Source organism: Psychrobacter okhotskensis (assembly GCF_013248965.1).
GTDB classification, from domain to species: domain Bacteria; phylum Pseudomonadota; class Gammaproteobacteria; order Pseudomonadales; family Moraxellaceae; genus Psychrobacter; species Psychrobacter okhotskensis.
On sequence record NZ_JABRVQ010000018.1, the window covers coordinates 1 to 24,300 of the forward strand.

General features: G+C 44.3%; 22 protein-coding genes. 10 read left to right on the plus strand and 12 right to left on the minus strand.

Annotated elements, in window-relative coordinates:
• Positions 1–597 precede the first annotated feature (597 nt).
• Entirely contained in the window at positions 598–1,164 is a 567-nt protein-coding gene (locus HQR03_RS09485; protein WP_418889571.1) for a DNA glycosylase, read from the minus strand.
• Between the two features lie 402 nt (positions 1,165–1,566).
• Here HQR03_RS09485 and upp point away from each other — a divergent pair, with 402 nt between their 5' ends.
• Both upp and HQR03_RS09495 read left to right on the plus strand, forming a co-directional pair.
• Positions 1,567–2,214 carry a uracil phosphoribosyltransferase gene (gene upp, locus HQR03_RS09490; protein ID WP_173240004.1) on the plus strand — a complete coding sequence of 216 codons (648 nt, stop codon included), beginning with the start codon at positions 1,567–1,569 and terminating at the stop codon, positions 2,212–2,214.
• A gap of 113 nt (positions 2,215–2,327) precedes the next feature.
• The gene (locus HQR03_RS09495) at positions 2,328–3,080 is read left to right on the plus strand and encodes an SDR family NAD(P)-dependent oxidoreductase (protein WP_173240005.1); all 753 of its coding nucleotides are present in this window, start codon (positions 2,328–2,330) and stop codon (positions 3,078–3,080) included.
• 24 nt (positions 3,081–3,104) lie between these two features.
• Here the strand turns inward: HQR03_RS09495 and HQR03_RS09500 are convergent, their stop codons facing one another.
• A complete protein-coding gene (locus HQR03_RS09500) occupies positions 3,105–3,761 on the minus strand; it encodes a hypothetical protein (protein ID WP_173240006.1) in 657 nt (218 codons plus the stop codon).
• Positions 3,762–3,923: 162 nt separating this feature from the next.
• Between HQR03_RS09500 and HQR03_RS09505 the strand changes: the two genes are divergently transcribed.
• From HQR03_RS09505 to HQR03_RS09515, 3 genes are all read left to right on the plus strand, one after another.
• Entirely contained in the window at positions 3,924–4,076 is a 153-nt protein-coding gene (locus HQR03_RS09505; RefSeq protein ID WP_173240007.1) for a hypothetical protein, read from the plus strand.
• Between the two features lie 76 nt (positions 4,077–4,152).
• A complete protein-coding gene (locus HQR03_RS09510) occupies positions 4,153–5,121 on the plus strand; it encodes an alpha/beta fold hydrolase (RefSeq protein WP_173240008.1) in 969 nt (322 codons plus the stop codon).
• A gap of 171 nt (positions 5,122–5,292) precedes the next feature.
• A complete protein-coding gene (locus HQR03_RS09515; RefSeq protein WP_173240009.1) occupies positions 5,293–6,129 on the plus strand; it encodes an alpha/beta fold hydrolase in 837 nt (278 codons plus the stop codon).
• A gap of 82 nt (positions 6,130–6,211) precedes the next feature.
• Here the strand turns inward: HQR03_RS09515 and HQR03_RS09520 are convergent, their stop codons facing one another.
• The 3 genes from HQR03_RS09520 to tyrS all read right to left on the minus strand — a co-directional run bounded on the left by HQR03_RS09520 (position 6,212) and on the right by tyrS (position 8,345).
• A complete protein-coding gene (locus tag HQR03_RS09520; protein WP_173240010.1) occupies positions 6,212–6,451 on the minus strand; it encodes a DUF1653 domain-containing protein in 240 nt (79 codons plus the stop codon).
• A 32-nt stretch (positions 6,452–6,483) separates the two neighbouring features.
• Positions 6,484–7,062, minus strand: a complete 579-nt coding sequence (locus tag HQR03_RS09525) for a GNAT family N-acetyltransferase (RefSeq protein ID WP_173240011.1) — start codon at positions 7,060–7,062, stop codon at positions 6,484–6,486.
• Between the two features lie 71 nt (positions 7,063–7,133).
• A complete protein-coding gene (gene tyrS, locus HQR03_RS09530) occupies positions 7,134–8,345 on the minus strand; it encodes a tyrosine--tRNA ligase (protein WP_173240012.1) in 1,212 nt (403 codons plus the stop codon).
• 224 nt (positions 8,346–8,569) lie between these two features.
• Here tyrS and HQR03_RS09535 point away from each other — a divergent pair, with 224 nt between their 5' ends.
• The 3 genes from HQR03_RS09535 (at position 8,570) to HQR03_RS09545 (ending at position 12,382) form a co-directional block, all read left to right on the plus strand.
• Positions 8,570–9,922: an anhydro-N-acetylmuramic acid kinase gene (locus tag HQR03_RS09535; protein ID WP_173240013.1), complete on the plus strand. Its 1,353-nt coding sequence runs from the start codon at positions 8,570–8,572 to the stop codon at positions 9,920–9,922.
• Between the two features lie 94 nt (positions 9,923–10,016).
• Positions 10,017–11,393, plus strand: a complete 1,377-nt coding sequence (gene fabF, locus HQR03_RS09540) for a beta-ketoacyl-ACP synthase II (RefSeq protein WP_217271581.1) — start codon at positions 10,017–10,019, stop codon at positions 11,391–11,393.
• Between the two features lie 128 nt (positions 11,394–11,521).
• A complete protein-coding gene (locus HQR03_RS09545) occupies positions 11,522–12,382 on the plus strand; it encodes a hypothetical protein (RefSeq protein ID WP_173240014.1) in 861 nt (286 codons plus the stop codon).
• Between the two features lie 257 nt (positions 12,383–12,639).
• On the opposite strand, the gene HQR03_RS09550 is transcribed toward HQR03_RS09545, so the two are convergent.
• The 5 genes from HQR03_RS09550 to HQR03_RS09570 form a co-directional block, all read right to left on the minus strand.
• A complete protein-coding gene (locus HQR03_RS09550; RefSeq protein ID WP_173240015.1) occupies positions 12,640–14,457 on the minus strand; it encodes an aminopeptidase P family protein in 1,818 nt (605 codons plus the stop codon).
• 392 nt (positions 14,458–14,849) lie between these two features.
• Positions 14,850–16,412 carry a peptide MFS transporter gene (locus HQR03_RS09555; protein WP_101211271.1) on the minus strand — a complete coding sequence of 521 codons (1,563 nt, stop codon included), beginning with the start codon at positions 16,410–16,412 and terminating at the stop codon, positions 14,850–14,852.
• Between the two features lie 323 nt (positions 16,413–16,735).
• Entirely contained in the window at positions 16,736–17,161 is a 426-nt protein-coding gene (locus HQR03_RS09560) for a hypothetical protein (RefSeq protein WP_173240016.1), read from the minus strand.
• 139 nt (positions 17,162–17,300) lie between these two features.
• A complete protein-coding gene (gene lnt, locus HQR03_RS09565; RefSeq protein WP_173240017.1) occupies positions 17,301–18,875 on the minus strand; it encodes an apolipoprotein N-acyltransferase in 1,575 nt (524 codons plus the stop codon).
• Between the two features lie 537 nt (positions 18,876–19,412).
• The gene (locus HQR03_RS09570) at positions 19,413–20,312 is read right to left on the minus strand and encodes a CBS domain-containing protein (protein WP_025651548.1); all 900 of its coding nucleotides are present in this window, start codon (positions 20,310–20,312) and stop codon (positions 19,413–19,415) included.
• A gap of 256 nt (positions 20,313–20,568) precedes the next feature.
• On the opposite strand from HQR03_RS09570, the gene HQR03_RS09575 reads away from it, so the two are divergent.
• The gene (locus HQR03_RS09575) at positions 20,569–21,876 is read left to right on the plus strand and encodes an Lnb N-terminal periplasmic domain-containing protein (RefSeq protein ID WP_173240018.1); all 1,308 of its coding nucleotides are present in this window, start codon (positions 20,569–20,571) and stop codon (positions 21,874–21,876) included.
• A 33-nt stretch (positions 21,877–21,909) separates the two neighbouring features.
• Here the strand turns inward: HQR03_RS09575 and HQR03_RS09580 are convergent, their stop codons facing one another.
• Both HQR03_RS09580 and HQR03_RS09585 read right to left on the minus strand, forming a co-directional pair.
• Entirely contained in the window at positions 21,910–22,707 is a 798-nt protein-coding gene (locus HQR03_RS09580; protein WP_025651546.1) for a hypothetical protein, read from the minus strand.
• 45 nt (positions 22,708–22,752) lie between these two features.
• Positions 22,753–23,337: a YcgN family cysteine cluster protein gene (locus HQR03_RS09585; RefSeq protein ID WP_173240019.1), complete on the minus strand. Its 585-nt coding sequence runs from the start codon at positions 23,335–23,337 to the stop codon at positions 22,753–22,755.
• Positions 23,338–23,498: 161 nt separating this feature from the next.
• Between HQR03_RS09585 and HQR03_RS09590 the strand changes: the two genes are divergently transcribed.
• On the plus strand, positions 23,499–24,239 hold the full coding sequence (locus HQR03_RS09590) for a dienelactone hydrolase family protein (RefSeq protein ID WP_173240020.1): 741 nt from the start codon (positions 23,499–23,501) through the stop codon (positions 24,237–24,239).
• The last annotated feature ends 61 nt before the right edge of the window (positions 24,240–24,300 follow it).

Genomic DNA, 24,300 nt, shown 5'->3' on the forward strand with positions numbered 1-24,300 from the left:
TCTGAATCAGCAAAAATCCACACAAGTTGTTCTTTAGTTATGCTTTTAAATAGTGTTCATCTACTGTCGTCCAGTAGGTGATTATATAGGGTGTCTCTTTCACCATTTAGCCCTAATCCCTTGCGGGTTAAGCTATCTAGCGAGCCGACTATCTTATCATAACGATTGGAATTGTCAAGCTTTTTTATAATTTGTTTCATCAGGTTAGTTAGGTTATTCATATGTAATTTACATATAAGCTTTCCTGCTTTGCCTTAATGAGGTGCGTATTATAGACGCTTTATTTGGTAAGTCAAGTGGTAAATTATTTTATTTTAAAAGTAATTTATTTTGCTGATTCTCCTAAGTGGTAAACCACTTATCTAAACCGCCTTCCCTTTCGACTGGGACGCATTATACTCGGTTTGATATGAGGGTCAAGGGGATTTGTTGGCTATTTTAAAGATTATCTCGCCTTATTATTAATATCTTATATTTATCAGTCAGTTAAGATTAAAAATAGTTTTATCATGATAAGAAATAGCATTTTCTGCTTAAAATCGCTTATTTCTTCTATATAGAAGCTGTCTATATACTCTTCTTTTATACATAACGCTTTTATAGTTTACCTATCTTTTTAAAGAAGTCTTTGTAAGCAGCGACTTTCTTCTCTAACGCCAACGGGTATGCGCGCGAGGTTGACGGTAACCTATATAAGGTAAGATTGTTCACCTCGGCTTTTTTATTATGCTCGTTTTGCCATTCATAAGGATAATCCATGCTTTGGTTGGTCTTCGGATACTTTGATTTGGCAGGTGGCTTAGCTAATAAATTGAGCAATACTTCTGTCGCTTTACCGCCAGTGGTAAATAAGGTTTCAACTTTTGGCACTTGGGGCAAGATACTATCTAGATCAACTGGGGTGACAACGGTAAGGTTTTTATCCGAGGCGTTACCCGTTTCACGAATAGCTTGAGTAACGGTAGGACAAGAAGCAATGCCGCGCTCGAACATAAAGGCACGAATACGCTCAGGGTCAAAGCGCTTTTCATCGCCTACTCTGAAATAATCCACATCGTCAAAAAACACGCTGCCATAAATACGCCACATATCATTATAAAAGTTCGGATAGTGAAAGCGCATGGCCCATTTATCAGCGGTCGGTGGAAAAGTACCCATCATCATCACGGTAGCATCAGGTGGTAACACTGGACTGAATGGATGGGTTTCTACTTCTGCGGTGCGAGCTGCGGACAATATCGAGTTATTATCCACTTTATCAGCATGATTATCAGTATTGGATGGTTGTGTAGTCATAAGATTCTTCATCAGAAAAGCGGTTTTTTTGCTATCATAGCAGGCCTAAACACTACTTCATCTATCATGACGCTATTACAGTCAAATATAGTCGGTCTAAATGAAAACAGCCTTGCTACAAATGTCTTTGGCTTACTTTTAAGTAAAGCATTAAGCTTACTATTGCTGGGCTAAATATAGGGTTGAAGTGCGGTAAGTGTTTGTATCTTTTATACTAATAGCAACCGCAGTAACTGCGCAAGCATCAGACCAAAAACCAAGAGAGACCTTATGAGCGACTTAAAAATCACCGTCATCGATCACCCGTTAGTCCGTCATAAACTCAGCCTTATGCGTGAAAAAGACTGTAGTACCTATAAGTTTCGTACATTGACCAAAGAGCTTGCGCGCTTGATGGCTTATGAAGCAAGCCGCGATTTTGAAATTGAAACCTTCCCGATGCAGGGCTGGTGTGGTGAAATCACTGGTGAGCAAATCATCGGTAAGACTGCAACGATTGTGCCGATTTTACGTGCCGGTATTGGCATGCTCGATGGTGTGCTCGATTTAATTCCTACGGCAAAAATCTCTGTCGTTGGTTTGCAACGCGATGAAGAAACTTTGCAACCTGTACCCTTCTTTGAAAAGTTTGTCAGCCACATGGACAAACGCCCAGCCCTTATCATTGACCCAATGTTAGCCACTGGCGGCTCAATGGTTGCGACCATCGAGATGCTAAAGAAAAATGGCTGTACCAATATTAAAGCGTTGGTATTGGTTGCCGCGCCTGAAGGCGTGCGTTTGGTCAATGAGGCGCACCCTGACGTGACTATCTATACCGCTGCCCTCGACAGCCATTTGGATGAGCACGGTTATATCATTCCAGGCCTTGGTGATGCGGGTGATAAAATCTTTGGTAAGCAGTTATCAAACAAGTAGTTATTTTGCCACCTTTGAGATAATAGCCATTAAGGTAAGACCAGTAAGCCTAAACAAGCTATCGTCATAAAAATCATGGCACTAGCAAATAGCATCAACGATAAGGATATAAAATGAACGTATTGATTACAGGGGCAAGCGCCGGTTTTGGGAAAGCGTTGGCTGAACGTTTGATTGCCAACGGTCATCAGGTGATTGGCTGTGCTAGACGTCTAGATAAACTTAATAATCTGGCAGAAACCTTGGGCGAAGCGTTTTTACCCGTAGTCATGGATGTCAGTGACACAGCAGCTATCCCGCAAATTATCGCTGATCTGCCTGCTAACTTTAAGCAAATCGATGTGCTCGTTAATAATGCGGGATTGGCACTCGGTACTGAGCCTGCACAAAGTAGTAGCCTTGATGACTGGATGCGTATGACTGATACCAATATAAAAGGTCTCATGGCGCTGACTCACGCGGTCTTGCCAGCGATGGTCACGCGCGATAGCGGTTATATTATCAATGTTGGCTCGATTGCTGGCAGTTGGCCGTACTTTGGTGGGAACGTCTATGGCGCGACCAAAGCATTCGTCAAGCAATTCAGTCTAAATCTGCGCGCGGATTTAATCGGTACCCAAGTGCGCGTGACCAATCTCGAACCGGGTAATGTCGCAGGCACTGAGTTTTCAAACGTGCGCTATCATGGCGATGACGATAAAGCAGCAAAAGTCTATGATGGATTCAAAACCATGACGGGTGAGGATATTGGCGATATCTTGTTGTGGCTGATTGAATCACCTGCCCATATTAACGTCAATCGCTTAGAAGTGATGCCAGTGGCACAAACTTATAATGGTTTGACGATTGCTAAGCAAGATTCTTAAACGTTTAGCCAAGCGTTTGACTCATTAACGTAATTCATAATATCGAAGCAACATAGTCTCATCTATGTTGCTTCTTTTTTTGCTAATGACATTCTCTTCATTGATCAAGCGCAACTCCTGAAAATCTAAAATCAGAACCTCGTTGCGCGTGCGCTCACTGGTGCGCTTGTTGTGACGTATCGGAAATCCAACTACCTGCCTACCGACGACAGTTATCTGATTAATCACTACTTCTAAATGATTCATGACAGATTTTTGATGAGCGTGCTGCGCATTGATGACTGCTGTAGCAGGATTCACAGTTACGGTTAACAGCTTATCTAAGCGCGCACTTTTTGGCATATTTCCTGCCAAAAACAACGTCTGCGCAAGTGGTAAATACTGAGCATGACGTATCAACTCTCGACGAAATAACGCTGGCATATCCGCATTAAAACTGTCTTCTGTCTGCCGATAAAAAGCAATAAAGTTGCGCTGCAGATAACCGCCAAATACCGTAAAGTTAATCCACTGTTGATAGATATCATTGGCCAGCAAGTGCTGAGTAAAAGCCTTGGTATCTGGTGTGATATTACCCATTAACATCGCTATCAATAAGCTGTGCGCATCGGTAAATGTCTGCTGCTCCCAAACTTGCGGGTAAAGGCTGCTATCAAGTGATGCCAATGTCGGTATGCTCATAAAGCATCATCCCTTTATTGTTTTATTTCAAGTTTAGATAGTGGCTGTTAATCACAAGCGCCACTTACTGTCTATTCATTTCATGCTATGGTCAGCTTAGCTATTTTTTATTAATGCAGGTTTTACTATAACAAGCTCCCATCGATAAGATAAGGATATTTTATGATGAATAATGCGCTGACTTTGACCTTAGAATGGTTCTTAAACCCTGACCATTTACCGTTTATCGCAGGAATTCATACAGGTGCGTATCAAAAATCTGAACTCGATATCGCGGCGCTCAGCGATGTGCATTATGCAAAGCTTTGGCAGTAAAAAAATAGTTAAAATGATTGGCTGATTTTTTGGCTTTTTTTAATGTTTACGATATTTATCACGGAAATACGACGCTATGATGACCAATTTAATGACTTTGCCCAGTCGCTACCAGTCGCGTTACCAGTTGCAAACGCTGACCGTTACTGCTGCCGACGGTACCTCGCTGCCCGTCTCAGTCATTGGTCAAGGTACGCCAGTGCTGATGCTGCATGCCTATGGGATGGATGCGCGCGAGTTCTTACCTTTTATCTTGGCACTAACTGGCAAATATACTTTTTATTTGCCGCATCTACGTGGTTTTGGTGCCGCAAAAGATATCATGATGGAACAGTTTGATTTTGTCCGTCAATATGCGGATGATGCCAACGCTGTGATTGAGCAAATTTGCGAATGGCGTCAAATAGAGACATTGCCAGTGGCGGCTATTTCGATGGGCGCGCAAGTCATGTGGGCTTATTTTGAGCGTTTTGGTGCCTCAAGGGTCAGTCGCTATCTTAATATTGATCAAAACCCAGCGATTCATAATCAAGATGACTGGCAAGGGGGACTATTTGGCACGCGGCAGCAAGAAGTGTTCGATATCTTTCAAGAAGTAATCGATCTGACCTTACCTTATGCGGACTCTAATAGCTTTGCCCATCTGCCCTTTGCGCTCAAGCGCCGTGCGACCGATGTCGAAAGGCTGTTTTCTCTCTTATCCGTCAATCGCACGCGTTCAAAAGCCTTTATACAAGCGACGACTCATAAAAACGACCACACACTCGCGCTTTACGATCACAGCATTTGGCATCAAAAGATGCGCTGCTTGCAAGCCTATTTGGTTTTGCCTTACGATTTTCGCGGTGCCATAGATAATGTGACTATTCCTGTGGTCAACCTCATCGGTGGTCGCTCTAAGCTTTATGATCCCAAATGGCAGCAGAAAATTACCCAAATGTTGCCTAACGCCACTGAAATTATCTTGCCACGTGCAGGTCACGCGATACCGTTGGATGAGCCGATTGGATTTTATCGAGTGTTAAAGCACTTTTTACAAGAGTAACTGCGCCCTTAAAAGCTCACAAAAAAAATGCTATAACCCACACTAGGACTGTACAACCCTTTATAGTAATGGCTCAAGACTCCTCTTATAATAAAAAGCTGACGTTAGCTGCGTAAGCGCATTAGCGTTAAAGTAAAATATTTTTAATAATAATTCTAAAAGGAACAATGTATGCCTTACGTTAGCGTTGCACAGCAAGACAATCAAGCTGTCGATTTATATTATGAGGTCCAAGGTAGCGGCAAACCTGTGGTATTAATCCATGGTTGGCCGCTTAGCGGACGATCTTGGGAGTCGCAATTGATGGCGCTCGTTGCAGCTGGTTATCAAGTCATTACTTATGATAGACGCGGCTTTGGTCAATCGTCTAAGCCATGGGAAGGTTATGATTACGATACCTTAGCGCAAGACCTAAAAGGCTTGATGGATGAGCTGGATCTGCAAGATGCTAATATCGTTGGCTTCTCTATGGGTGGCGGCGAAGTCGCTCGCTATTTGGGCAACTTTGGTTCAGAGCGCATTAGCAAAGCGGTACTTGCCTCTGCTGTTCCACCTTATCTGTTCAAAGCTGATGATAACCCTGATGGGGCCTTAGCAGAAGCAGATATTCAAGCATTCTTAGATGGCGTCAGCGGCGATCGTATTGCCTTCTTAAACGACTTTACCAAGAATTTCTTTACGCCAGCAGAGGGTAAGCTACTAGTTAGCAAACCAATGCGTTTATATAACCGCGATATCGCCTCGTTTGCTTCAGCAAAAGCGACTTATGATTGCGTTAAATCCTTTGCTTATACCGACTTCCGTGATGATCTGAAGAAATTCGATGTGCCAACCTTAGTTATTCATGGCGATGCCGATCAAATCGTGCCACTTGAAGCTAGTGGTCAACGCTCGCACGATATGATTAATGATAGCCAATTACATGTGGTTAAAGGTGGCCCACATGGCATTAATGTCACTCATAAAGATGAATTTAATAAGGCTTTGATTGACTTTTTAAATAGCTAATGATCATTTGATAGACATAAAAAAGGCGACCTTGATGGGTCGCTTTTTTATTTGCTCAATGGATTTTAACCAAGTTGATTCATTAATCCGCTAATGATTTAATAAGCTCAAAGCGTGGTATGACTTTGCCATCGACTTCAACGGTTTCCGCAAACATGCCTAAAGGTCTGACCCAAACGCCATATTCGCCGTAAAGACAGCGATAAACCACTAGCGGTTCTTCGGTTTCTGAGTGCTTTGCCGTATGCAGCACTTGGTAAAGACTACCTTTATAATGCCGATAAATACCTTGGGCAACAGTAGCTTGATTTTGTTGGGACATAAACAGCTCGATTCATATTGATAATTAAAGGATTAATAAACGCTTTGTGATTTTTCTACTAGCTTGGGCTTTATTTGTCGCCATTCAGAGCTGACCATGCTATACATGACTGTATCTGAAATAATGCCATCACGGCGTACACGGTTGCCTCGAATGACGCCATCTTTTTTAGCACCTAAGCGCTCAATGGCTTGTTGTGAGCGATGATTGTCAATATCTGTACGCCAGCCTACGGTTTGATACTTCAAGGTTTCAAATATATAGGTTAGCAGCATAAGCTTACAAGTCGTATTGACATGCGTTCGCCAATACGATTTAGCATACCAAGTATAGCCAATCTCTAAGCGTTTGCTGGTTGGTAAAATATCATGAAAACTTGTTGTACCGATCGCTTTACCATTTGACTCATCAATAACAACAAATGCTTGTCTGTTAGGCATTGAATCTGCGGTATTGATATAGTCAATAACCTTGTCTGGCTCAGGTACCGATGTCTCGTTTATTTTCCATAGCTCGCCATCTTGGCAAGCCTCCATCAAGTCAGTTGCATGACTGAGCATCAATGGCTTAAGGGTAATACCATTACTGGATAATGTCGGTAAATCTAGCATTTCTTTTTCCTTAAGCCACTATGAGTTTAGGTAGTAGTCACTTAAGCAATGGTCACTTAAGCAACAGCTACTTAAGCAACCGTCACTTTTGCATAAGCCTTTTTGCCTGCTTGGATAACGACTGTCTGACCTGAGGTTAAGCTAAAACCTGCATCAACCACGTCGCCATCTACTTTTACTACGCCGCGTTTTACCATGTCTTTAGCAGATGAGCTGTTTTTGGCAAGCTCTGCTTGATTTAATATCTGCGTGATAAATAATGCGTCCTGCCCTTCCAACTCTAAGGTCACTTCTGGCAGATCAACTGGCAATTCGCCATCAGCAAGCACGTTACCCGCTGATTTGTGCGCATTGGCAGCGGCATCAGCATCGTGGAAGCGCTCGATTAACTCTTCCGCAAGAATACGTTTGATTTCTTGTGGATTGCGACCGTTTTCCATCTCTGCCATTAAGCCTTCGACTTCTTCCATCGGTTTAAAGCTTAAAAATTCAAAATAACGGCGAATTAAAGTGTCTGGCATCGATAGTAGTTTTTGGTACATCGTGCCCGGTGCATCATAAATGGCGACATAGTTGCCCAATGATTTGGACATTTTATTCACACCATCTAACCCTTCCAAAATCGGTACGGTAATACACACTTGTTGCTCTTGACCATAACGACCTTGCAACGTGCGCCCCATCAATAAGTTGAAGGTCTGATCGGTACCGCCAAGCTCGATATCCGCTTTCAGCGCGATAGAGTCATAACCTTGCACCAATGGATAGAGAAACTCATGGATAGAGATTGGGGTCTGTGAGGCATAGCGTTTAGAGAAATCATCACGCTCAAGCATACGCGAGACGGTTTGCTGACTGGCCAGCTGAATCATATCAGCGGCTGACATATCGTTGAACCATTCAGAGTTAAAGACTACGCGAGTTTTTTCTTTGTCCAAAATTTTAAATACTTGCTCAGCATAAGTAGTCGCATTGGCTTTGATTTGCTCATCAGTCAATGGCGGACGCGTGCTATTTTTGCCAGAAGGATCGCCAATCTTGGCAGTATAATCGCCAATTAAAAAGTAAATCTCATGACCCAAGTCTTGAAAGTGCTTCAGCTTATTAATCAAAACCGTATGACCTAAGTGCAAGTCAGGGGCAGTAGGATCAAAGCCTGCCTTGATACGTAGTGGACGTTTGAGTTTAAGCTTAGCAATTAAATCCTCTTCAGATAGGATTTCTTGCGTACCGCGTTGAATTAGGGCAAGTTGTTCTTCTAGGGTGTAAGTTTGCGTGGTCATGATGATCTCTTTATTGTCTTTATTAAAAGGGTAAAGCGTTTGGCCTATTTATCCCAAGCCCCAAAATACGATTAGCGGCGTCAAACTCGTTTAGTCCACTAGATATAGTACTTGCGCTCGTTTTTCTTGCTACTCTGATTTTTGGGAACGGGATTAAAGTTTCGTAGCCAGCAAAAAATGTTAGAATTTGGCAGATATACTAGCGTTTTTTAAGGAAAATTGCCATGACCAAGCCTCGGTCAACGATTGATAATAAAAATAACGATCTTTCAGATTCAAGTGTACCTGAAAATTCAGATGCTTTATCGCTCGCCGAAACCCTTGAACAGACGGTATTTGAAAGCTTCGATGAGGGTTTATATATCGGCATGATGTCGGGTACCAGCTTAGATGGTATGGACGCCGTATTGTGTCAATTCAGTAATGATAGTAGTGCTGAAGAAGATAGCCAAGCACCGATGCGACTGTTAGCAACTCATAGCCAAGACTTCCCGCCACGACTGCGCGAAGTGTTATTGGCCTTATGTCAGCCCAATGGTGTCAAGGAATTGATAGCCAGCGATGCTGAGCCCAACAGTGAAAGCCATAGCGAATTGGAGTGGTTCGGTTGGGCAAGCCGCGAGTATGGTGAGTTTGCCAGCGAGGTGGTCAATACTTTATTAACACAAGCAGATATCGACGCAGAGTCAGTGCTAGCGATTGGCTGTCATGGGCAGACCGTGCGTCATCGTCCACAGATGGGCTTTAGCTTACAATTGGTCGATGCCAATATTATCGCTGAGCGTACGGGCATTAGCGTGGTCAGTGATTTTCGCCGCCGTGATATGGCGGTCGGTGGTCAAGGTGCACCCTTGGTTCCGGCTTTTCACCAAGCCTTATTTGCCACGCCTGATAGTACGCGAGTGTTATTAAATTTGGGCGGTATTGCCAATATTACCGTCTTACCAGTCAATGATAAGCCGGTAAATGAGGCTGTTATTAATAATAATGCTGTGATTGGTTATGATACGGGTCCTGCCAACCTATTATTGGATGCATGGGCAGCATTGCACACGGGTAAAGATTATGACGCTGGTGGCGCTTGGGCGCAGTCTGGACAAATTATCGAGCCGCTACTCAATCAATTATTAGCCCATCCGTTTTTTGCAAAACCTTATCCGAAAAGCACGGGGCGTGAGGACTTTAATTTAGCTTGGCTACAAGCTGAGCTGCAGACGTTCGAGCAGACCACTGTCGATACCCGCTATGCAGCAGCTGATGTGCAAGCAACTTTGACCGAATTGACGGCTATCAGTGCCAGTAGCCAAATCACCCAATTTATCAAAAATGATAAACACAGTGCAGTTTATGTCTGTGGTGGTGGTGCCTTAAATGACTACCTAATGAGCCGTTTGCGCACGCATTTGCCTCAGTGCAGTGTGGAAACTACAGCCAGCTTAGGACTAGAGCCTACATGGGTAGAGGCCGTTGCTTTTGCTTGGTTGGCACGGCAGACCTTGATAGGTGAAACGGGTAACTTGCCTGCAGTAACTGGCGCGAGTAAAAATGTGGTGTTGGGACAAGTGTGTTTTGCATAGTCTACTGATTTTAGTTTACACGCGTGCACTTATGTGTTTTATAATGGCTTCTGAAATAACATCCTCTTAGGACCGTAAGTACAGGATATATCGCATGAGTCAACACAGCAGTTCAACCACTTCGCAAGCTGATCAAGTTAGCGCAACCTCGGCGCACAAACCGCGTCATAAGCCGCCCCACTACGAGCGCTCTGATGAGTTGCGCGTGGTGATTACTGGCATGGGTGCCATTACGCCACTGGGTCTGGACGTTGACAGCTCGTGGACGAAATTGCTCAATGGCGAGAGTGGTATTACCCCAATTAGCCACTTTGATACGACCGGATATCGTGCGCAAATCGCTGGTGTGGTCAAGGACTTTGACGCCAAACAATATATGAACGCCAAAGACGCACGCCGCTATGATGAGTTTATTCATTATGGCATCGCTGCCTCTAGCATGGCATTACAGAACGCTGGCTTTATCGACGAAGTCAGCGCTGCTGACGCCCCTGTGCAAGGCGTGGATCAAGAGCGTTGTGGCATTATTTTAGGCTCAGGGATTGGTGGTATACAAACCATCGAAAACAGCCGTGATACCTTACGTGAAAAAGGCGCTACCAAAGTCTCACCCTTCATTATCCCTGGCTCTATTGTCAATATGGCAGCAGGATTGGTCGCGATTAAACATACCTTAAAAGGCCCAAATCTCGCGACGTCGACTGCCTGTACGACCGCCACTCATGCTATCGGTCTCGCTGCGCGCTTAATCGCCTACGGTGATGCCGATGTCATGCTGGCAGGGGGCAGTGAAAAAGGCTCTAGCCCACTGGGCATAGCAGGCTTCGGTGCCATGCACGCCCTCTCTACTCGCAACGATGAGCCGACCAAAGCCTCGCGTCCCTTTGACAAAGATCGTGATGGTTTTGTGCTCGGTGACGGCGCAGGCGTGGTAGTGCTAGAAAGCCTTGCTCATGCCAAAGCGCGCGGTGCCACGATCCTCGCCGAGCTGGTAGGTTTTGGTATGAGCGATGATGCCAGCCACATTACCGCGCCACCAGAAGATGGTAGCGGCGCGGCACGAGCGATGAAAAACGCTTTAAATGATGCAGGCATTGAGCCTGCCGCCGTTGGCTATGTCAATGCTCATGGTACCAGCACCCCTGCCGGTGACGTCGCTGAATCAATTGCTATCGAAACGGTATTTGCGCCCGTCAAGGACAGCATTTTGGTCAGCTCAACCAAATCCATGACCGGTCATTTGCTAGGTGCTGCTGGTGGTGTCGAAGCGATATTTACTGTCCTTGCCCTGCAACATCAGCATATACCGCCAACCATTAACTTGGACAATGTCGAAGATAACTGCAACCTTGATTACGTGGCTAACCAATCACGTAAAGTTGAAAATCTGCAATATGCGGTGTCCAATAGCTTTGGCTTTGGCGGCACCAATGGCTCGTTAGTATTTGCGCGCTGGCCAGTTCAACCCTAAAGCGAAAAAGAACGCCTAAAAGCGTGTGAGGCAATCCATTGTAACCTTGGTGTCAGATTTGCTACGTTTGTCCACTTGCAGCCCCTTATCGTACTTGCGTATGATAAGGGGTAATTTTTGGAATATTTATGGAAGATACCATGTCAAGCTACTCATTTTCCCATCAGTTTTACCAGCGCTGGACGTGTGCGCCTGAGCCTATTCGCGCAGCCATTACCCAAGAGCTAAAGGATATCACCACCCTCTTACAAACCGAGACGCCGTTTGAGAGCTTTGTTTTTAGCACCCATGATCTAGATGCGCATGTCGATGAGCTTTATGAAAATCATGAAGCCGAGCAAGCGATTGCCCAAGCCATCGCCGACAAACAAGAGCAAGTGCGCGCCGCTGCTGAAAAAGAACGTCTCGAAGAAGAACAAAGAATCAAAGCGGTAGAGGATGCTAAGCTCAAAGAAGAGGCAAAATTAAAAGAAGAAGCCCGACTGCATGAAGAAGCAAAAGCTGCACAAAAAGAACAACTGAAAAATGAACAGCTAGTAGCCGATAAAAATAGCCTTGATAATAAAGTTGCCCCTACCGATAGCAGCCAGACAAATACTGATAACAATACTGCCAATAGCGCTGCAAATAATTCTTCTGAAAGCACAGTCGCCGAAGAATCAGATGCTGCAAAAAATGACGCTGTTAACGATACTCTTAGCAAAAACGATGATGGCATCAAAAATAATAATGACATTAAAAATGACAACAGTATCAAAGCTGTCAATGATAAAGCCAGCGCCGCCATCAAACTGGCATTAAAAGATGCAAAACTAAGCGCAACGCATCAAGAATTGATCCGTGAACTTGAGATGCAGATTGATGACTATCTCAGTGAGCAAATGATGTTGATGTCTGAAAATCTAAAATCTTGGCTACGTGCTGAGATGACTCAACATTTGGGTGAGCAAGATAAATCAGTAACTCATAAAGATGTGCAAAAAAGTTAAATATAGCATCTGGATAATAAACGGCATCTGGATAACAGCACCTAGCCAATAATCCGTATTCAGGTAATAAGTAGTATTCACGTAAGAAAAAGCCCCGTAAATCGTTTACAGGGCTTTTTTTATTTCAGGTTGGTAGTTGCAAAGCTTGTATAGTCAAGGAATTTTAGAATCGCTACAAGGCGACCGACCGCAGATAGTACACTGAGTACATCTAGGGCGGGTAACACCGTAGCGGTTTAAAATTGCTCTGACCATAATTAGATAGCTTGTGTACGCTCAGTTAACCACTCTAATGCCGCACCATCAACACGGTCTTTTAGCTCAGCAAAGACTTGGCTGTGATATTCATTCAGCCAATCAATCTCTACTTGATCCAACAATGACGGCTCAATCAGACGGGTATCAATGGGGCAGTAAGTCACTGTTTCAAAGTTAAGGAAATTACCGAATTCCGTTTCTACTGGCTGAGCAACACGTTTATTTACCATCAAGTTTTCGATACGAATACCGTATTTACCTTCACGATATAAACCCGGCTCATTACTCGATATCATACCCTCTTTCATCGCCCGCTCTTTTGGCGTGCTGGCACTATAAGCAATGACTTGCGGGCCTTCATGGACGTTTAAGAAGTAACCGACGCCATGACCAGTACCATGACCATAGTCCATCTGTGCCTGCCATAATGGCGCACGGCAAATCGCATCAATCAGTGGTGAAGCAATACCATCAGGGAAATGCGCTTTTGCTAAGGCAATATGGGCTTTGAGCACGGTGGTAAAGTCACGCTTGTGCTCGCTGCTTACTTTGCCAATACCGACCACGCGTGTGATATCGGTGGTGCCGTTTTGATACTGTGCCCCTGAGTCAATCAGTAATAAGCCGCCCTCGCCCTCAGCGATGTCAAGGTAGCTGAATTTTTCTGGCGTTGCGCGGTAATGCGGCAGTGCACCGTTCTCATTAAAACCTGCAATCGTTGGAAAGCTCGGCGATACATAATGCGGCTGCTGACTACGTACTTCAATCAGCATACTATCGACATCAAGCTCACTTAAGCGCTCGCCATCTGCTAGGCGCTGCTCAAATGTGGCAAAAAACTCACTTAATGCAGCGCCATCTTGACGCATGGCTTCACGTACATGATCGATATCAGCGTCAGATTTAACAGATTTAAGCAACGTGCTCGGTGCCATTTGCTCGATAAAGCCCACATCGTCCGCCATCTGCGATAGCGTACCCACGGCGACTTTACTTGGATCTAACAATAGTAAGTCTTCTGGCGTCAGGGCGCTCAATGCCTCTTGTACCGCTTCATAATCGGCAAGCGTTATACCGCTATCTTTTAGGGCTTTTTCAATGTCGCTACTGACTTTATTATTATCGACGAACAAGGTCGCTTTGTCTGCACTAATCAGCATATGCGCTAAAAACACCGGATTATAATCGACGTCAGCGCCGCGTAAGTTGGTCAACCAAGCGATATCATCTAAACTAGAAAGCAGGTGATGCGTTGCGCCTGCATCGCCCATACCGGCACGCACTGCGGCCAGCTTTGAGGTAGCGGACTGGGCGAGAAACTGCTCATCGTGCTGATATAACTCTGCTGATGGCAACGCTGGACGATCGCTCCATACTTCTGTCAATACGTCACGCTCAGTGATTAAGGTGATGTCATTGGCATCAAAGGCATTTAGCAGCTTATCTTGTTCGGCGATAGACAGCACATTGCCATCGACTGCTACGCTATCACCTTCTTGTAAATGATCGGCGAGCCAATCGATATGATTTGGTTGACCAGGCGCGAGCTTTTCTAAGCTGATACCTGTGCCTTCTAATTGATCAGCGGCGTGCACCCAATAACGACTATCGGTCCACATGCCAGCAAAATCAGCGGTAACGACGAGCGTGCCAACAGAGCCTGTAAATCCTGACAACCATAAACGGGATTGCCAATATTCTGGTAAGTATTCAGATAAATGCGGATCAGCAGAGGGGACGATAATCGCAGTAAGGTCTTGGGCAACTAAGCTTTTGCGTAAACTATCGATACGATCATGAATGGTTTGTTTATTCATTGAATGTGTCCTTATTGATTTTGGAGAAATTAGATGTAAAAAATACTACTGTGAGGCGACTATGGATAGCCGTCTTATTTGGGCGCTTAAAATCGCTTTAAAGTTTAATTAAATGATCAGTACTTGAATCAGCCAAATTCAATAGTTTGAGAATTAAAATGTTGTAAAAAGTCAGATGCCAAATATATGAGGCCAATTATTATTTCAGCAAAATAGAATTACAGTAGAACATCATTAGATGTCTGGGCAGATAACAGGCTTTCAATGGCCGAAGAGAAATATCTCACCGAATGAAACAATAAAACGTGCTACCAGCAATGGTAACACGTCTCATCCTCTGTCATTGACTTGTGCGCTACACTCGCTCAATGACTTATTGAAAACCCTATTGATTAGCTGACTTTATCGGCACGCTCACTTTTCTGTAGCATGTTATTAATAGGCTTCGCTAATACCAGTAATAAGGCAGCCGTAACAACCAATAAAATTGTCATCGTCGTAAACAGATCTGGTAAGCCTTCAATCTTATCCGCTGAGACATTGCCACCGAAAAATGCGGCAACCAAATTACCCATGGCTAAAGAGGCAAAGAAAAGTCCCATCATCTGGCCTTGCATCCCTTTTGGGGCAAGCTTAGTCATTGAAGACAGACCTACAGGACTAAGTGCCAGCTCGCCAAGGGTGAGTAGTAGCAAACTACCTACCAACCACAAAGGTGATGCCAACCCACTATCATTGGTCAAAATACTTTTCGAGGCCACAATCATCAAGCCAAAACCTGCAGCGGCAAGTAACATACCAAGAGCAAATTTCACCATACTACTAGGTTCAACACCTCTATTACCAAGCTTAACCCAGATAATACTGACGATTGGCGCTAGCAGTAGAATGAACAAAGGATTTAATGATTGGAACCAAATACTCGGTATCTCAAACCCCAAAACATCCAAATCTGTATAACGGTCAGCAAATAAGTTAAAAGACGTCGGCTGCTGCTCAAAACTTGACCAAAATAGCGTTGAGCCGATAATTAAAATAAAGCAAATCAATAGACGCAGCTTATCGGTTTTATCAAGCCTAGGTGAGATGAACATAATGGCAAAGTACAGTATCACTACACCTGCAATGATATAAGTCATATACTCCGCCACCATCTGCGGTTGAAACGGCATCAGACCTGTAGAGACTAAAACGACGACTGCCACTAGCAACGCTAAGAATCCAGCGACCCAGCGGCCTATATGTTTATAACGGTCATTGGAGCGCTCCCACTCAGGCGTGATGCCTTTCGCTTGCGCATAGTGTGTTAGCGTTTTTTGAGCAGAAAAACGGTAGATGAGTAGTGAGACCAACATCCCAAGACCACCAACACCGAAGCCAACGTGCCACATACCTTTTTCTTTAAAGATACCGACGATAAGTGCGGCTAATAATGCGCCGATATTGATACCCATATAAAATAAGGTAAAACCACTATCACGACGTACATCACCTTCAGAATACAACGCCCCAACCATCACCGAAATACAGGTTTTAAATAGTCCTGAACCCATAACAATACACATCAAGCCGACGAAAAACAGCGTCATGCCAAATAATGCGGAGAGCGCAATACATAAGTGACCAAGGGCGATAATGATACTACCCCACCACAGAGCACGCTCCTGACCTAGCCAATTATCGGCTAACCAACCGCCCGGTACTGCTGCTAAATATAGCGAACCCGCAAAAATACCATAAATGGCCGATGCGGTAACATCATCAAAACCAAAACCACCGCTGCCTACCGTCGCCACCATAAATAGTACGAGTAGTGGGCGAATACTATAATAAGAAAAGCGCTCCCACATTTCCGTAAAAAATAGCGGACGTAATGGTTTTGGATGTCCCATAAAGCCGTTGTCTAGCGCTTCCAGTTCAGCAGCACCAACCCCTAACTTTGATTCTCTGCTCATACATTTATTCCTTTAAATATCATATTAGTGATGACCAACTACCCAATTACGCAGATGAACGGTCATATAGGCGGAACATTGTTTCACTTGGTTATAACCAAGTAAAGAAAAAGTTGGCTAATAATTACACAAATACCCATAAAAAAACTCGCTCTTAAGCGCTAAGAGCGAGTTTTTGTTGGGATTATCAATGAAGAAATGCGGTCAACTGTTTTATAGAGCCCTAATAATAAGACTAGCCATTCTTGAAAACGCTGTTTGTCAAAAGTTGCTCTGCAAAATTAATCTTATAAGAATAGCATTCAGTATAGGTAAGGACACGCTTATTCTGCGGTTGTTGTCTCTTCGGTATTACCAGCGTCTAGGTCGCCATCAGCTTGTTCTGCGCTCAAGTCAGCATCGCCAACAGCGGCTTGGTTTACCGTACCTGATGCTGATGCCGTACCTGCTTCCGCTGTCACTACCGCACCACTGGTATCTGCAGCTGGTGTGACCGTTGCATCAGCAGCCGTAGCCGGTGCTGCTGTATCAGTGACTGCTTCTACTGGCGCTGCTGCGCTATCGGTCTCAGCGGGGGCTGTATCAGTGGCAACAGATTCTTCTGCCGTCTCAGCCGTAATGTGCTCTCCTGCTGGGCGCAAGAATGCTGAAACACCAATGAGTAAGACGATACCTAAAAATAAGGCAACACCGCCTAAAGCAAATAAGAACTCTTTCTTAGGGTTGTTTTCGACAATATGTTCTGACATACCTTATCCACCTTACACAAAATATTTGAAATATTTGGCTATTATATCGCAATTTATGTCGATTTGTTAAAACCCTTAACTATTTAAAGGGTTTATTATCGAATAAATTATTCAAATTAGCCGCTATTAGTCTGATTCATTAGCTGACCAAACGGCTTCGAGGGGTCGCGCGCTTGCCAAGATAGCTCAATAACAATAGGAGCGCTATAATGAACAAAATCGGGTAATTACCAAAACGCATGAATGGTGTATTACCCACCCGTGCCTGAATATCACCGCGTAGTACCGTCCGTTCAAACTGCGGGGCACGCTCTACAATACGGCCCTTATGGTCGATGATAGCGGTCACACCAGTGTTGGTCGCTCGCATAAACCAGCGACCATTCTCAAGCGCGCGCATTTGTACCATTTGTAGATGTTGCAGTGGACCCGCCGAGGTGCCAAACCAGGCATCGTTTGAGATGGTCAATAAAAAGTCGGTTCCAATCGCATTTTTACGCGTGGTATCGGGATAAGCAACTTCATAACAAACGGCCGCGCCCAAGTTGTGCCCACGTACACGCAGTGGTGACTGATTGTCGCTACCGCGACTATAGCTCATAATCTCTTGGCTACCAGCTAAGTTGGGTAAAATATCAAGCAGACCTTCAAACGGAATATATTCACCAAAAGGTACTAGCCGTTGCTTTTTGTACATGCCCTCTGCATCCGCACCTAACGCAATAACACTATTATAAAACGGTGGGTATTTATCCGTGCTCGGATCAAATGCTGCTTCATCCTTGTAAGGAATACCGGTGACCCACGTGGTATTGGTGGCTTTGGCCATTTTTACCATTTCACTGATAAACCCTACAGCTTCGGTCTGAAACATTGGAATCGACGATTCAGGCCACAGAACAATGTCACGTCCCCACTCAGTACGCGTCAAGGTTGCATAGATTTTTAAGGTTTCTACTTGATACTCGGTCAGCCATTTTAGATCTTGCGGAATATTGCCTTGAACCAGTGATACCGATAAATCAGGCGTGCCTTTAGGTTTCGTCCATTGTGGATTTATCAACCATAACGAGACGCTAAGCACCAGCAAGGCAGCCGTCGCAATCATATAACCACCACGGCGACGCAACAGCTCAACGGCACTTGCCGCTAACAGGATGGCGACAAAAGAGACAGCAAATACGCCGGCAACGGGTGCTAATGACGACAGCCAATATTGCTCGGTAAAGGCGTAACCGACGAACAACCACGGGAATCCAGTGAACAGCCAAGTCTTCATCCACTCTTGCAACACCCAAAGCGCTGCAAAAGCCAAGGGCTGCTTGCCAACCAGTCGATTAAAAATCAACGCCAAAAAGCCATGAAACAAGCCCATGCCCAGACCCATCAGCGCAATCATAATCAACGCCAGCCATACGGGCGTCGCACCATAGACATGGATAGAGGTGTAGAGCCAAAATGCGCCCACGCACCACAGCCCCGTACCGTATGCTTGGCCGATAAGAAAGGCGCGGCGACCTGTCATCTCAGGCATTAATAGCGCGTATAAAATAGCCGGCGACACCAATGCTACTGGCCAAATGCCATAAGGCGCGAGGGCAAAGATAAATATTGCCCCTGCCAGCCAAGCAATCAATATGGCCAAACCCATAGGCAAACCTTTCGGTTTTTCGGGGTTCAGACGTTTTTGCAAATCAACAGTAGACAGACGCATAGCAGTTATCCAAAACCATAGTATCTAAAATGTTACATGTTTAGTATTCAGCCAATATTTAACCTAAAGCTGGCTCAATGGCTATAAACGCCCTATTTTTTCAATAGTATTGTTTGATAATCGTCTTATAAATATAGTCAAAATACCCCAAAAACGCGACGATACTGCTGATATCAATTTTTTGTAGCCTCTGTCTGCGTAGGCACAGCAAGCAAGAAAAATAGATATCAGCAGTGCGTGATGTATCGATATTACTTTTCACTGACTATATAAGATTGATATAAATACAGCGTCTAAAAATTAAACCCGCCCATGATACCAGTCTGCGCCAATCAATGGGTAAATTTGAGTAGTAAAAAAATGACTGCTAAAAGCGACTGATAAAAGTAGCTACTAAAAGTGGCTATTGAAAGTGGCTACTAAAAGTGAATGACAGACAGACAGCAAAAAACACGATCGCAATCGTGTTTTTATAGAAATTATCAGTGCGTTATAAAACTTATGCATGGCACGTATGACAATGACGTCAAAAATACATTAATGACTGCCTATCAATAGGTGCTGCTCAGGATTGGTTTTGGTCAGTTCTAGGTTTTGAATAAAACGCCCTTCTACATCGGTAATGGTGATTTGCCAGTCGTCTATCACCACGCTCTCGCCTTCTAGGTCACCTACATAACCCAGTGCCTGCATGACCAGACCGCCCATCGTATCGACATCGGTATCATCAAAACGACTACCAAGCTCATCATTACAGTCTTCGATCACGGTCGACGCTTGCACACGCCAAGTGTTTGGCTTGTCGGGGTCGGCGACGATATTATTAATGTCACTGTCTTCATCGAAGTCATCATGTTCATCGACGATATCACCGACGATTTCCTCGAGCAAATCTTCCATAGTAACGACACCGCCAAAGTTACCAAATTCATCGACCACAATCGCCATATGTACTTGGGTACGCTGCAATGAGCGCAACAAGGTATCAGAACGCGCCGTCTCACTAATATAGAGCGGCTGACGTACCAAATCTTTTAGACGCTTGCTATCGATTTTGTCTTCTTGATCGCGCACCATGTGCACTAATATAGGAATCAAATCCTTGGCCAATAAGATACCAATGACCGCATCATCATCTTGACTGTCAAAGACGGGATAACGCGAATGCGTAGTCTCAAGGATAATATCCATCACTTCGGCAAGGCTGGTGCTCTCGTGCAGGCCAATCACTTGCGGGCGTGGAGTCATGATTTCGCGCACTTGGGTCGCAGGCAGATCGAGCACGCCTTCTAACATATCCACGGTATCAGGCTCTAAGAACTGGCGCGAGTCCTGTACCAAACGAATCAGTTCATCACGGGTTTCGGGGGCGGTCGATAGCCAGCGTTTTAAGCCGCGCATCGACCAACTACTCGGGCTTGGAGTGTCGTCAGACATGGTAATGTGATTTAACCTCTTTAGTTATTGGCAAATGTTAATTGTTGACAAATTAATAGCGTAAAAACGTAGATGGGGATGAAAGTACTAAATAAAACCAGTCGTTAATAATTAATAAATACCTAGACCAGTTTAAATTAGCTTCACTTTATCGCAAGGCTTAAAGACATTCAACGACAAATTCACGCAAATTGTATTGTCAGTGTGTTATAAACTTTGCTATGGTCAAAGCCTTTATTTATCAATAACAAACACTATGTCCTTACGCTCCTTTTTTTCTCGACTGCTCACGCCGCACTCAAACAACCATCGTTCAGAGAGTGGTGTGGCTCATAACAACCAGCAAAAGCCGACATGGCGATATTACCTTGTACAATTTTTAATCATTACCACTCTACTGCTATCCGCTGTTTGGTTACTGATGGCGATTTGGTATCAGTTTGGCGCGCGCTCAGTGCTAACGTGGTTGGCCATAATCGTCATTATTGGATTGCTTAGCGCCTTGTTTGCCACACGTTATTGGACGCCTGATTCCAAGAAAGCACCGCATAATATAACAGCGGATAGACAAGCTACTGGCAAAAAAACGATAACTAAGAAAACAAAGATTAAATGGCTAGTCGGACTGTACGCGGCGATTTGGTTCGTAGGTGTCGGCTGGTTTATGTCTATTACCCCTGAGCAACAACGCGACTGGATGCCTGAAGTCAGTCAAAAAATCACTTATGAGCGTGATCCAAACAATCCTGATTTGATTACGCTTACCAATGTCCGAAACTTTGATTGGCATACCGAAGATGACGCGACGGCACGCTGGGAGACGCGAACGATTGATATGTCAAAATTGTCTGGCGTCGATGTGGCGAACTCTTACTGGATGGGACCACTGATTGCCCATACCTTGGTAAGCTTTCGTTTTGAAGATGATAGACCCCTCGCCTTCTCCTTTGAGATTCGTAAAGAAAAAGGCGAATCGTTTTCGGCGCTCGCAGGGTTCTTTAGACGTTATGAGCTAAGCCTGATTGCGGCAGAAGAGCGCGATATTATCTATACACGAACGAATGCGCGCGGCGAGCAAGTCTATCTATTGCCAATCAGTCATTTGCAGCAGCATGAGGTCAAGTCATTATTTGAGTCTTATCTGACTGCTGCCGATGAGCTGAATGCGCAGCCTGCGTGGTATAACACCTTGACCAGTAATTGTACCAATATTATCTTTTATATGGCGCGGCTGGTCAGTGGCGATCGTCTACCGTGGGATTACCGAATTTGGGTCTCTGGCTGGCTGCCAAACTATCTCTATGACGTCGGTATGCTCGATACCAACTCTCAATTAAATGAAGAACAGCAGGACGGGCAAAACTGGTCTATGGATACTTGGTACGAACGCACCCATATTAATCCAAAAGTTCGCGGTTTTGACAATCAAATTGGTTCAGAACCTGCTGATAATAGTCGTAAATTTTCTACGCAGATTCGCCAAGGCATTCCTATTCCGCCTTTGGCTGATTCGCAAGCAGAGGCTGAAGAGCAGGCCAAGTCAGCAGCTCAAGCGTCTCAATAATAGTATTGATCATATATTAAATAGTACTCATCATTAAAGCGTAGTTATTCGATGTTGTGTAAATTCAACCATCACCAAATAATCGAGAATATCATTCAACTCAGCCTCTATACGTTGGCGCTCGGTTTCATTGGGTGTTGGGCGGTAAATCGTAACATTAATAGTATTGGTCATTGGGCTAAAGCCAATACTTTGAGCGTCAGGATAACGCTTTAATACCTCAGGCCACGCTTTTTCTTGTATTGCAACAATCAGCTGACGCATTTTATCACTAATGGCTTGGATATAAATAGGAAAGGAATAATTTTCAAATTCCTTTTGCTTAAAGTGATACACATATTTTGGCGGGACGGCTTTAACTTTGGTTAGTGTCGTCACCCTAATAGAAAACTCATCAGGGTCATTGTTATCATAATAAAATTCCGCAATATTCGCGCCTAATTGCTCTGAAATTGCTTCATTCAATGGCAAGCTAATCCTTTGCAATAATAATCGACGCTGCGCCTCTTCAATAGAAACATTAAAATCTTGTGCATAAAACCAAGGAGCACCATTCCTTTCTTCCTCGGATAAAATATTCAGATAATAATCAGCCAATGGCTCGTCTTCATATTTTTTATCTGCGGCTGCCTCTATCTTTTGCCAGTTGACAATAACCATTGCAGCTGATTTAGGAGCAGTCACTGGTGCTGACATACCCTTTACAGGTATAGCTTGAACCGTTTGAGGAGTAGGAAAATTAGTCTCAGACAAGTGAGATATATTTGAGCAGCCGATTGACAAAAAAGCAGCACTGAATATCAAACTTGTTGTAAGGCAAATTTTATGCATATTCCAACCCTTAAATCATAACCCTTTATATCAGCAAATAATTAACTACGGCTTGACCCAATTCACCACGCGCGTTTCCATCTCTTCATCAGACATACCAATCTCCGACACACAGCGACCTGCTACGCCCACATTGGCAGCGCGCATTTTTTGCTGGGTCTCTACCGCATTTTGGGTCAATAATAAATGCCAACTCGGCAGATTTTGTCCTTTATACAAGCGCTTATAAGCACAGTGCGACGGTAGCCACATCATCTGCGGCAAATTCTCCATGGTCAATTGAATACAATCGGGGACATGTTCTTGGCGCGTGTCATAGTGCTGACAATAGCCGGTCGCACAATCCATCAGCTGACAGGTTACATCGGTATATTCGACCATTTCTTCATCATCGTCATTGTCGATGTATTTGATTAAGCAGCAACTGCCGCAGCCATCGCACAACGCTTCCCATTCGCTATGATTTAACTCTGCCAGCGTAAAACGTGACCAAAACTGCGGGCGCAGAGTTTCAGACGCTTCATTTGATTCGCTGTCAGGAAATAGACTCACGATTGTGTCTGATTTCAGCGGCCCAGCAGCATCAGCGTTTAAATTAGCAGCAGATTGATTTAACAAGTTAATAGTCATAGCATTGTAGTCGATTTTTTATAAAGAGACATTTTGATAAAGAGCGTTACAGTATTATAGCTGTTTTTGCTGGATATGGGCGTTAAGGTAGTACAAGTCAGAAAAACGAACCCTCACAATGACGAATAAATAAAACTTACAACATGAAAAAGGACAATAATATGTCAATTAAGACCTTTGAATTAATCAGTACAACCGAAAATGGTGTTGAGCTTATCAGCTATGTCGCGCTACCAGAAAATGCATCAGATGATACGGCATTGCCAGGTATTTTAGTGGCTCCAGAATGGTGGGGCGTGGTCGATCATCCAAAATCAGTGGTCGAACGCTTGGCAGCAGCAGGTTATGCAGCAGTCGCTATGGATGTCTATGGTGAAGGCAAGCTGACCACCGATGCAGCACAAGCCAACATGTGGATGGAGCAAGTATTAGAAGACCAAAATATGCTAATGGCGCGCTGCCGCTTGATTCTCAATGACTTTAGCGATCAATTGGCGGTTGATGGTGATAATCTAGCGGCAATCGGTTACTGCTTCGGTGGTAAAGTCGTCCTCGATATGGCGCGTGATGGTATGCCACTAAAAGCGGTGGCAACTTTCCATGGCAACCCATCAGCGAAACAGCCAGCAGACAAGAACTTCAAAGCCAAAGTATTAGTCGCTCATGGTCGTGATGACTCGATGGTATCCATGGAGGCAATCGAAGGTCTAAAGTCAGAGCTAGATGCAGCAGACGTTGACTACACTATCGACGTTTATGACAATGCTAAGCATGGCTTTACCAATCCGCATGCCGATGAGCGCGCTGCTAAAAACGAGGTGGATCTTGGTTATAATGAGACCGCAGCCAAACAAAGCTGGGAAAACATGCTTGAGTTTATGAAAACCAATTTAGGATCATAGGGTATTTAAGACTCATTTTTTGTAGTAACAGTTTTTCGCAGTAAGTAGTAAACAGTTTCTT

What these genes read in the sequence shown, in the direction of transcription:
- HQR03_RS09485 (WP_418889571.1), bottom strand. Translation starts at nt 1,164, where the DNA reads ATGATGATGGGTACTTTTCCACCGACCGCTGATAAATGGGCCATGCGC.
- upp (WP_173240004.1), top strand. Translation starts at nt 1,567, where the DNA reads ATGAGCGACTTAAAAATCACCGTCATCGATCACCCGTTAGTCCGTCAT.
- HQR03_RS09495 (WP_173240005.1), top strand. Translation starts at nt 2,328, where the DNA reads ATGAACGTATTGATTACAGGGGCAAGCGCCGGTTTTGGGAAAGCGTTG.
- HQR03_RS09500 (WP_173240006.1), bottom strand. Translation starts at nt 3,761, where the DNA reads ATGAGCATACCGACATTGGCATCACTTGATAGCAGCCTTTACCCGCAA.
- HQR03_RS09505 (WP_173240007.1), top strand. Translation starts at nt 3,924, where the DNA reads ATGATGAATAATGCGCTGACTTTGACCTTAGAATGGTTCTTAAACCCT.
- HQR03_RS09510 (WP_173240008.1), top strand. Translation starts at nt 4,153, where the DNA reads ATGATGACCAATTTAATGACTTTGCCCAGTCGCTACCAGTCGCGTTAC.
- HQR03_RS09515 (WP_173240009.1), top strand. Translation starts at nt 5,293, where the DNA reads ATGCCTTACGTTAGCGTTGCACAGCAAGACAATCAAGCTGTCGATTTA.
- HQR03_RS09520 (WP_173240010.1), bottom strand. Translation starts at nt 6,451, where the DNA reads ATGTCCCAACAAAATCAAGCTACTGTTGCCCAAGGTATTTATCGGCAT.
- HQR03_RS09525 (WP_173240011.1), bottom strand. Translation starts at nt 7,062, where the DNA reads ATGCTAGATTTACCGACATTATCCAGTAATGGTATTACCCTTAAGCCA.
- tyrS (WP_173240012.1), bottom strand. Translation starts at nt 8,345, where the DNA reads ATGACCACGCAAACTTACACCCTAGAAGAACAACTTGCCCTAATTCAA.
- HQR03_RS09535 (WP_173240013.1), top strand. Translation starts at nt 8,570, where the DNA reads ATGACCAAGCCTCGGTCAACGATTGATAATAAAAATAACGATCTTTCA.
- fabF (WP_217271581.1), top strand. Translation starts at nt 10,017, where the DNA reads ATGAGTCAACACAGCAGTTCAACCACTTCGCAAGCTGATCAAGTTAGC.
- HQR03_RS09545 (WP_173240014.1), top strand. Translation starts at nt 11,522, where the DNA reads ATGGAAGATACCATGTCAAGCTACTCATTTTCCCATCAGTTTTACCAG.
- HQR03_RS09550 (WP_173240015.1), bottom strand. Translation starts at nt 14,457, where the DNA reads ATGAATAAACAAACCATTCATGATCGTATCGATAGTTTACGCAAAAGC.
- HQR03_RS09555 (WP_101211271.1), bottom strand. Translation starts at nt 16,412, where the DNA reads ATGAGCAGAGAATCAAAGTTAGGGGTTGGTGCTGCTGAACTGGAAGCG.
- HQR03_RS09560 (WP_173240016.1), bottom strand. Translation starts at nt 17,161, where the DNA reads ATGTCAGAACATATTGTCGAAAACAACCCTAAGAAAGAGTTCTTATTT.
- lnt (WP_173240017.1), bottom strand. Translation starts at nt 18,875, where the DNA reads ATGCGTCTGTCTACTGTTGATTTGCAAAAACGTCTGAACCCCGAAAAA.
- HQR03_RS09570 (WP_025651548.1), bottom strand. Translation starts at nt 20,312, where the DNA reads ATGTCTGACGACACTCCAAGCCCGAGTAGTTGGTCGATGCGCGGCTTA.
- HQR03_RS09575 (WP_173240018.1), top strand. Translation starts at nt 20,569, where the DNA reads ATGTCCTTACGCTCCTTTTTTTCTCGACTGCTCACGCCGCACTCAAAC.
- HQR03_RS09580 (WP_025651546.1), bottom strand. Translation starts at nt 22,707, where the DNA reads ATGCATAAAATTTGCCTTACAACAAGTTTGATATTCAGTGCTGCTTTT.
- HQR03_RS09585 (WP_173240019.1), bottom strand. Translation starts at nt 23,337, where the DNA reads ATGACTATTAACTTGTTAAATCAATCTGCTGCTAATTTAAACGCTGAT.
- HQR03_RS09590 (WP_173240020.1), top strand. Translation starts at nt 23,499, where the DNA reads ATGTCAATTAAGACCTTTGAATTAATCAGTACAACCGAAAATGGTGTT.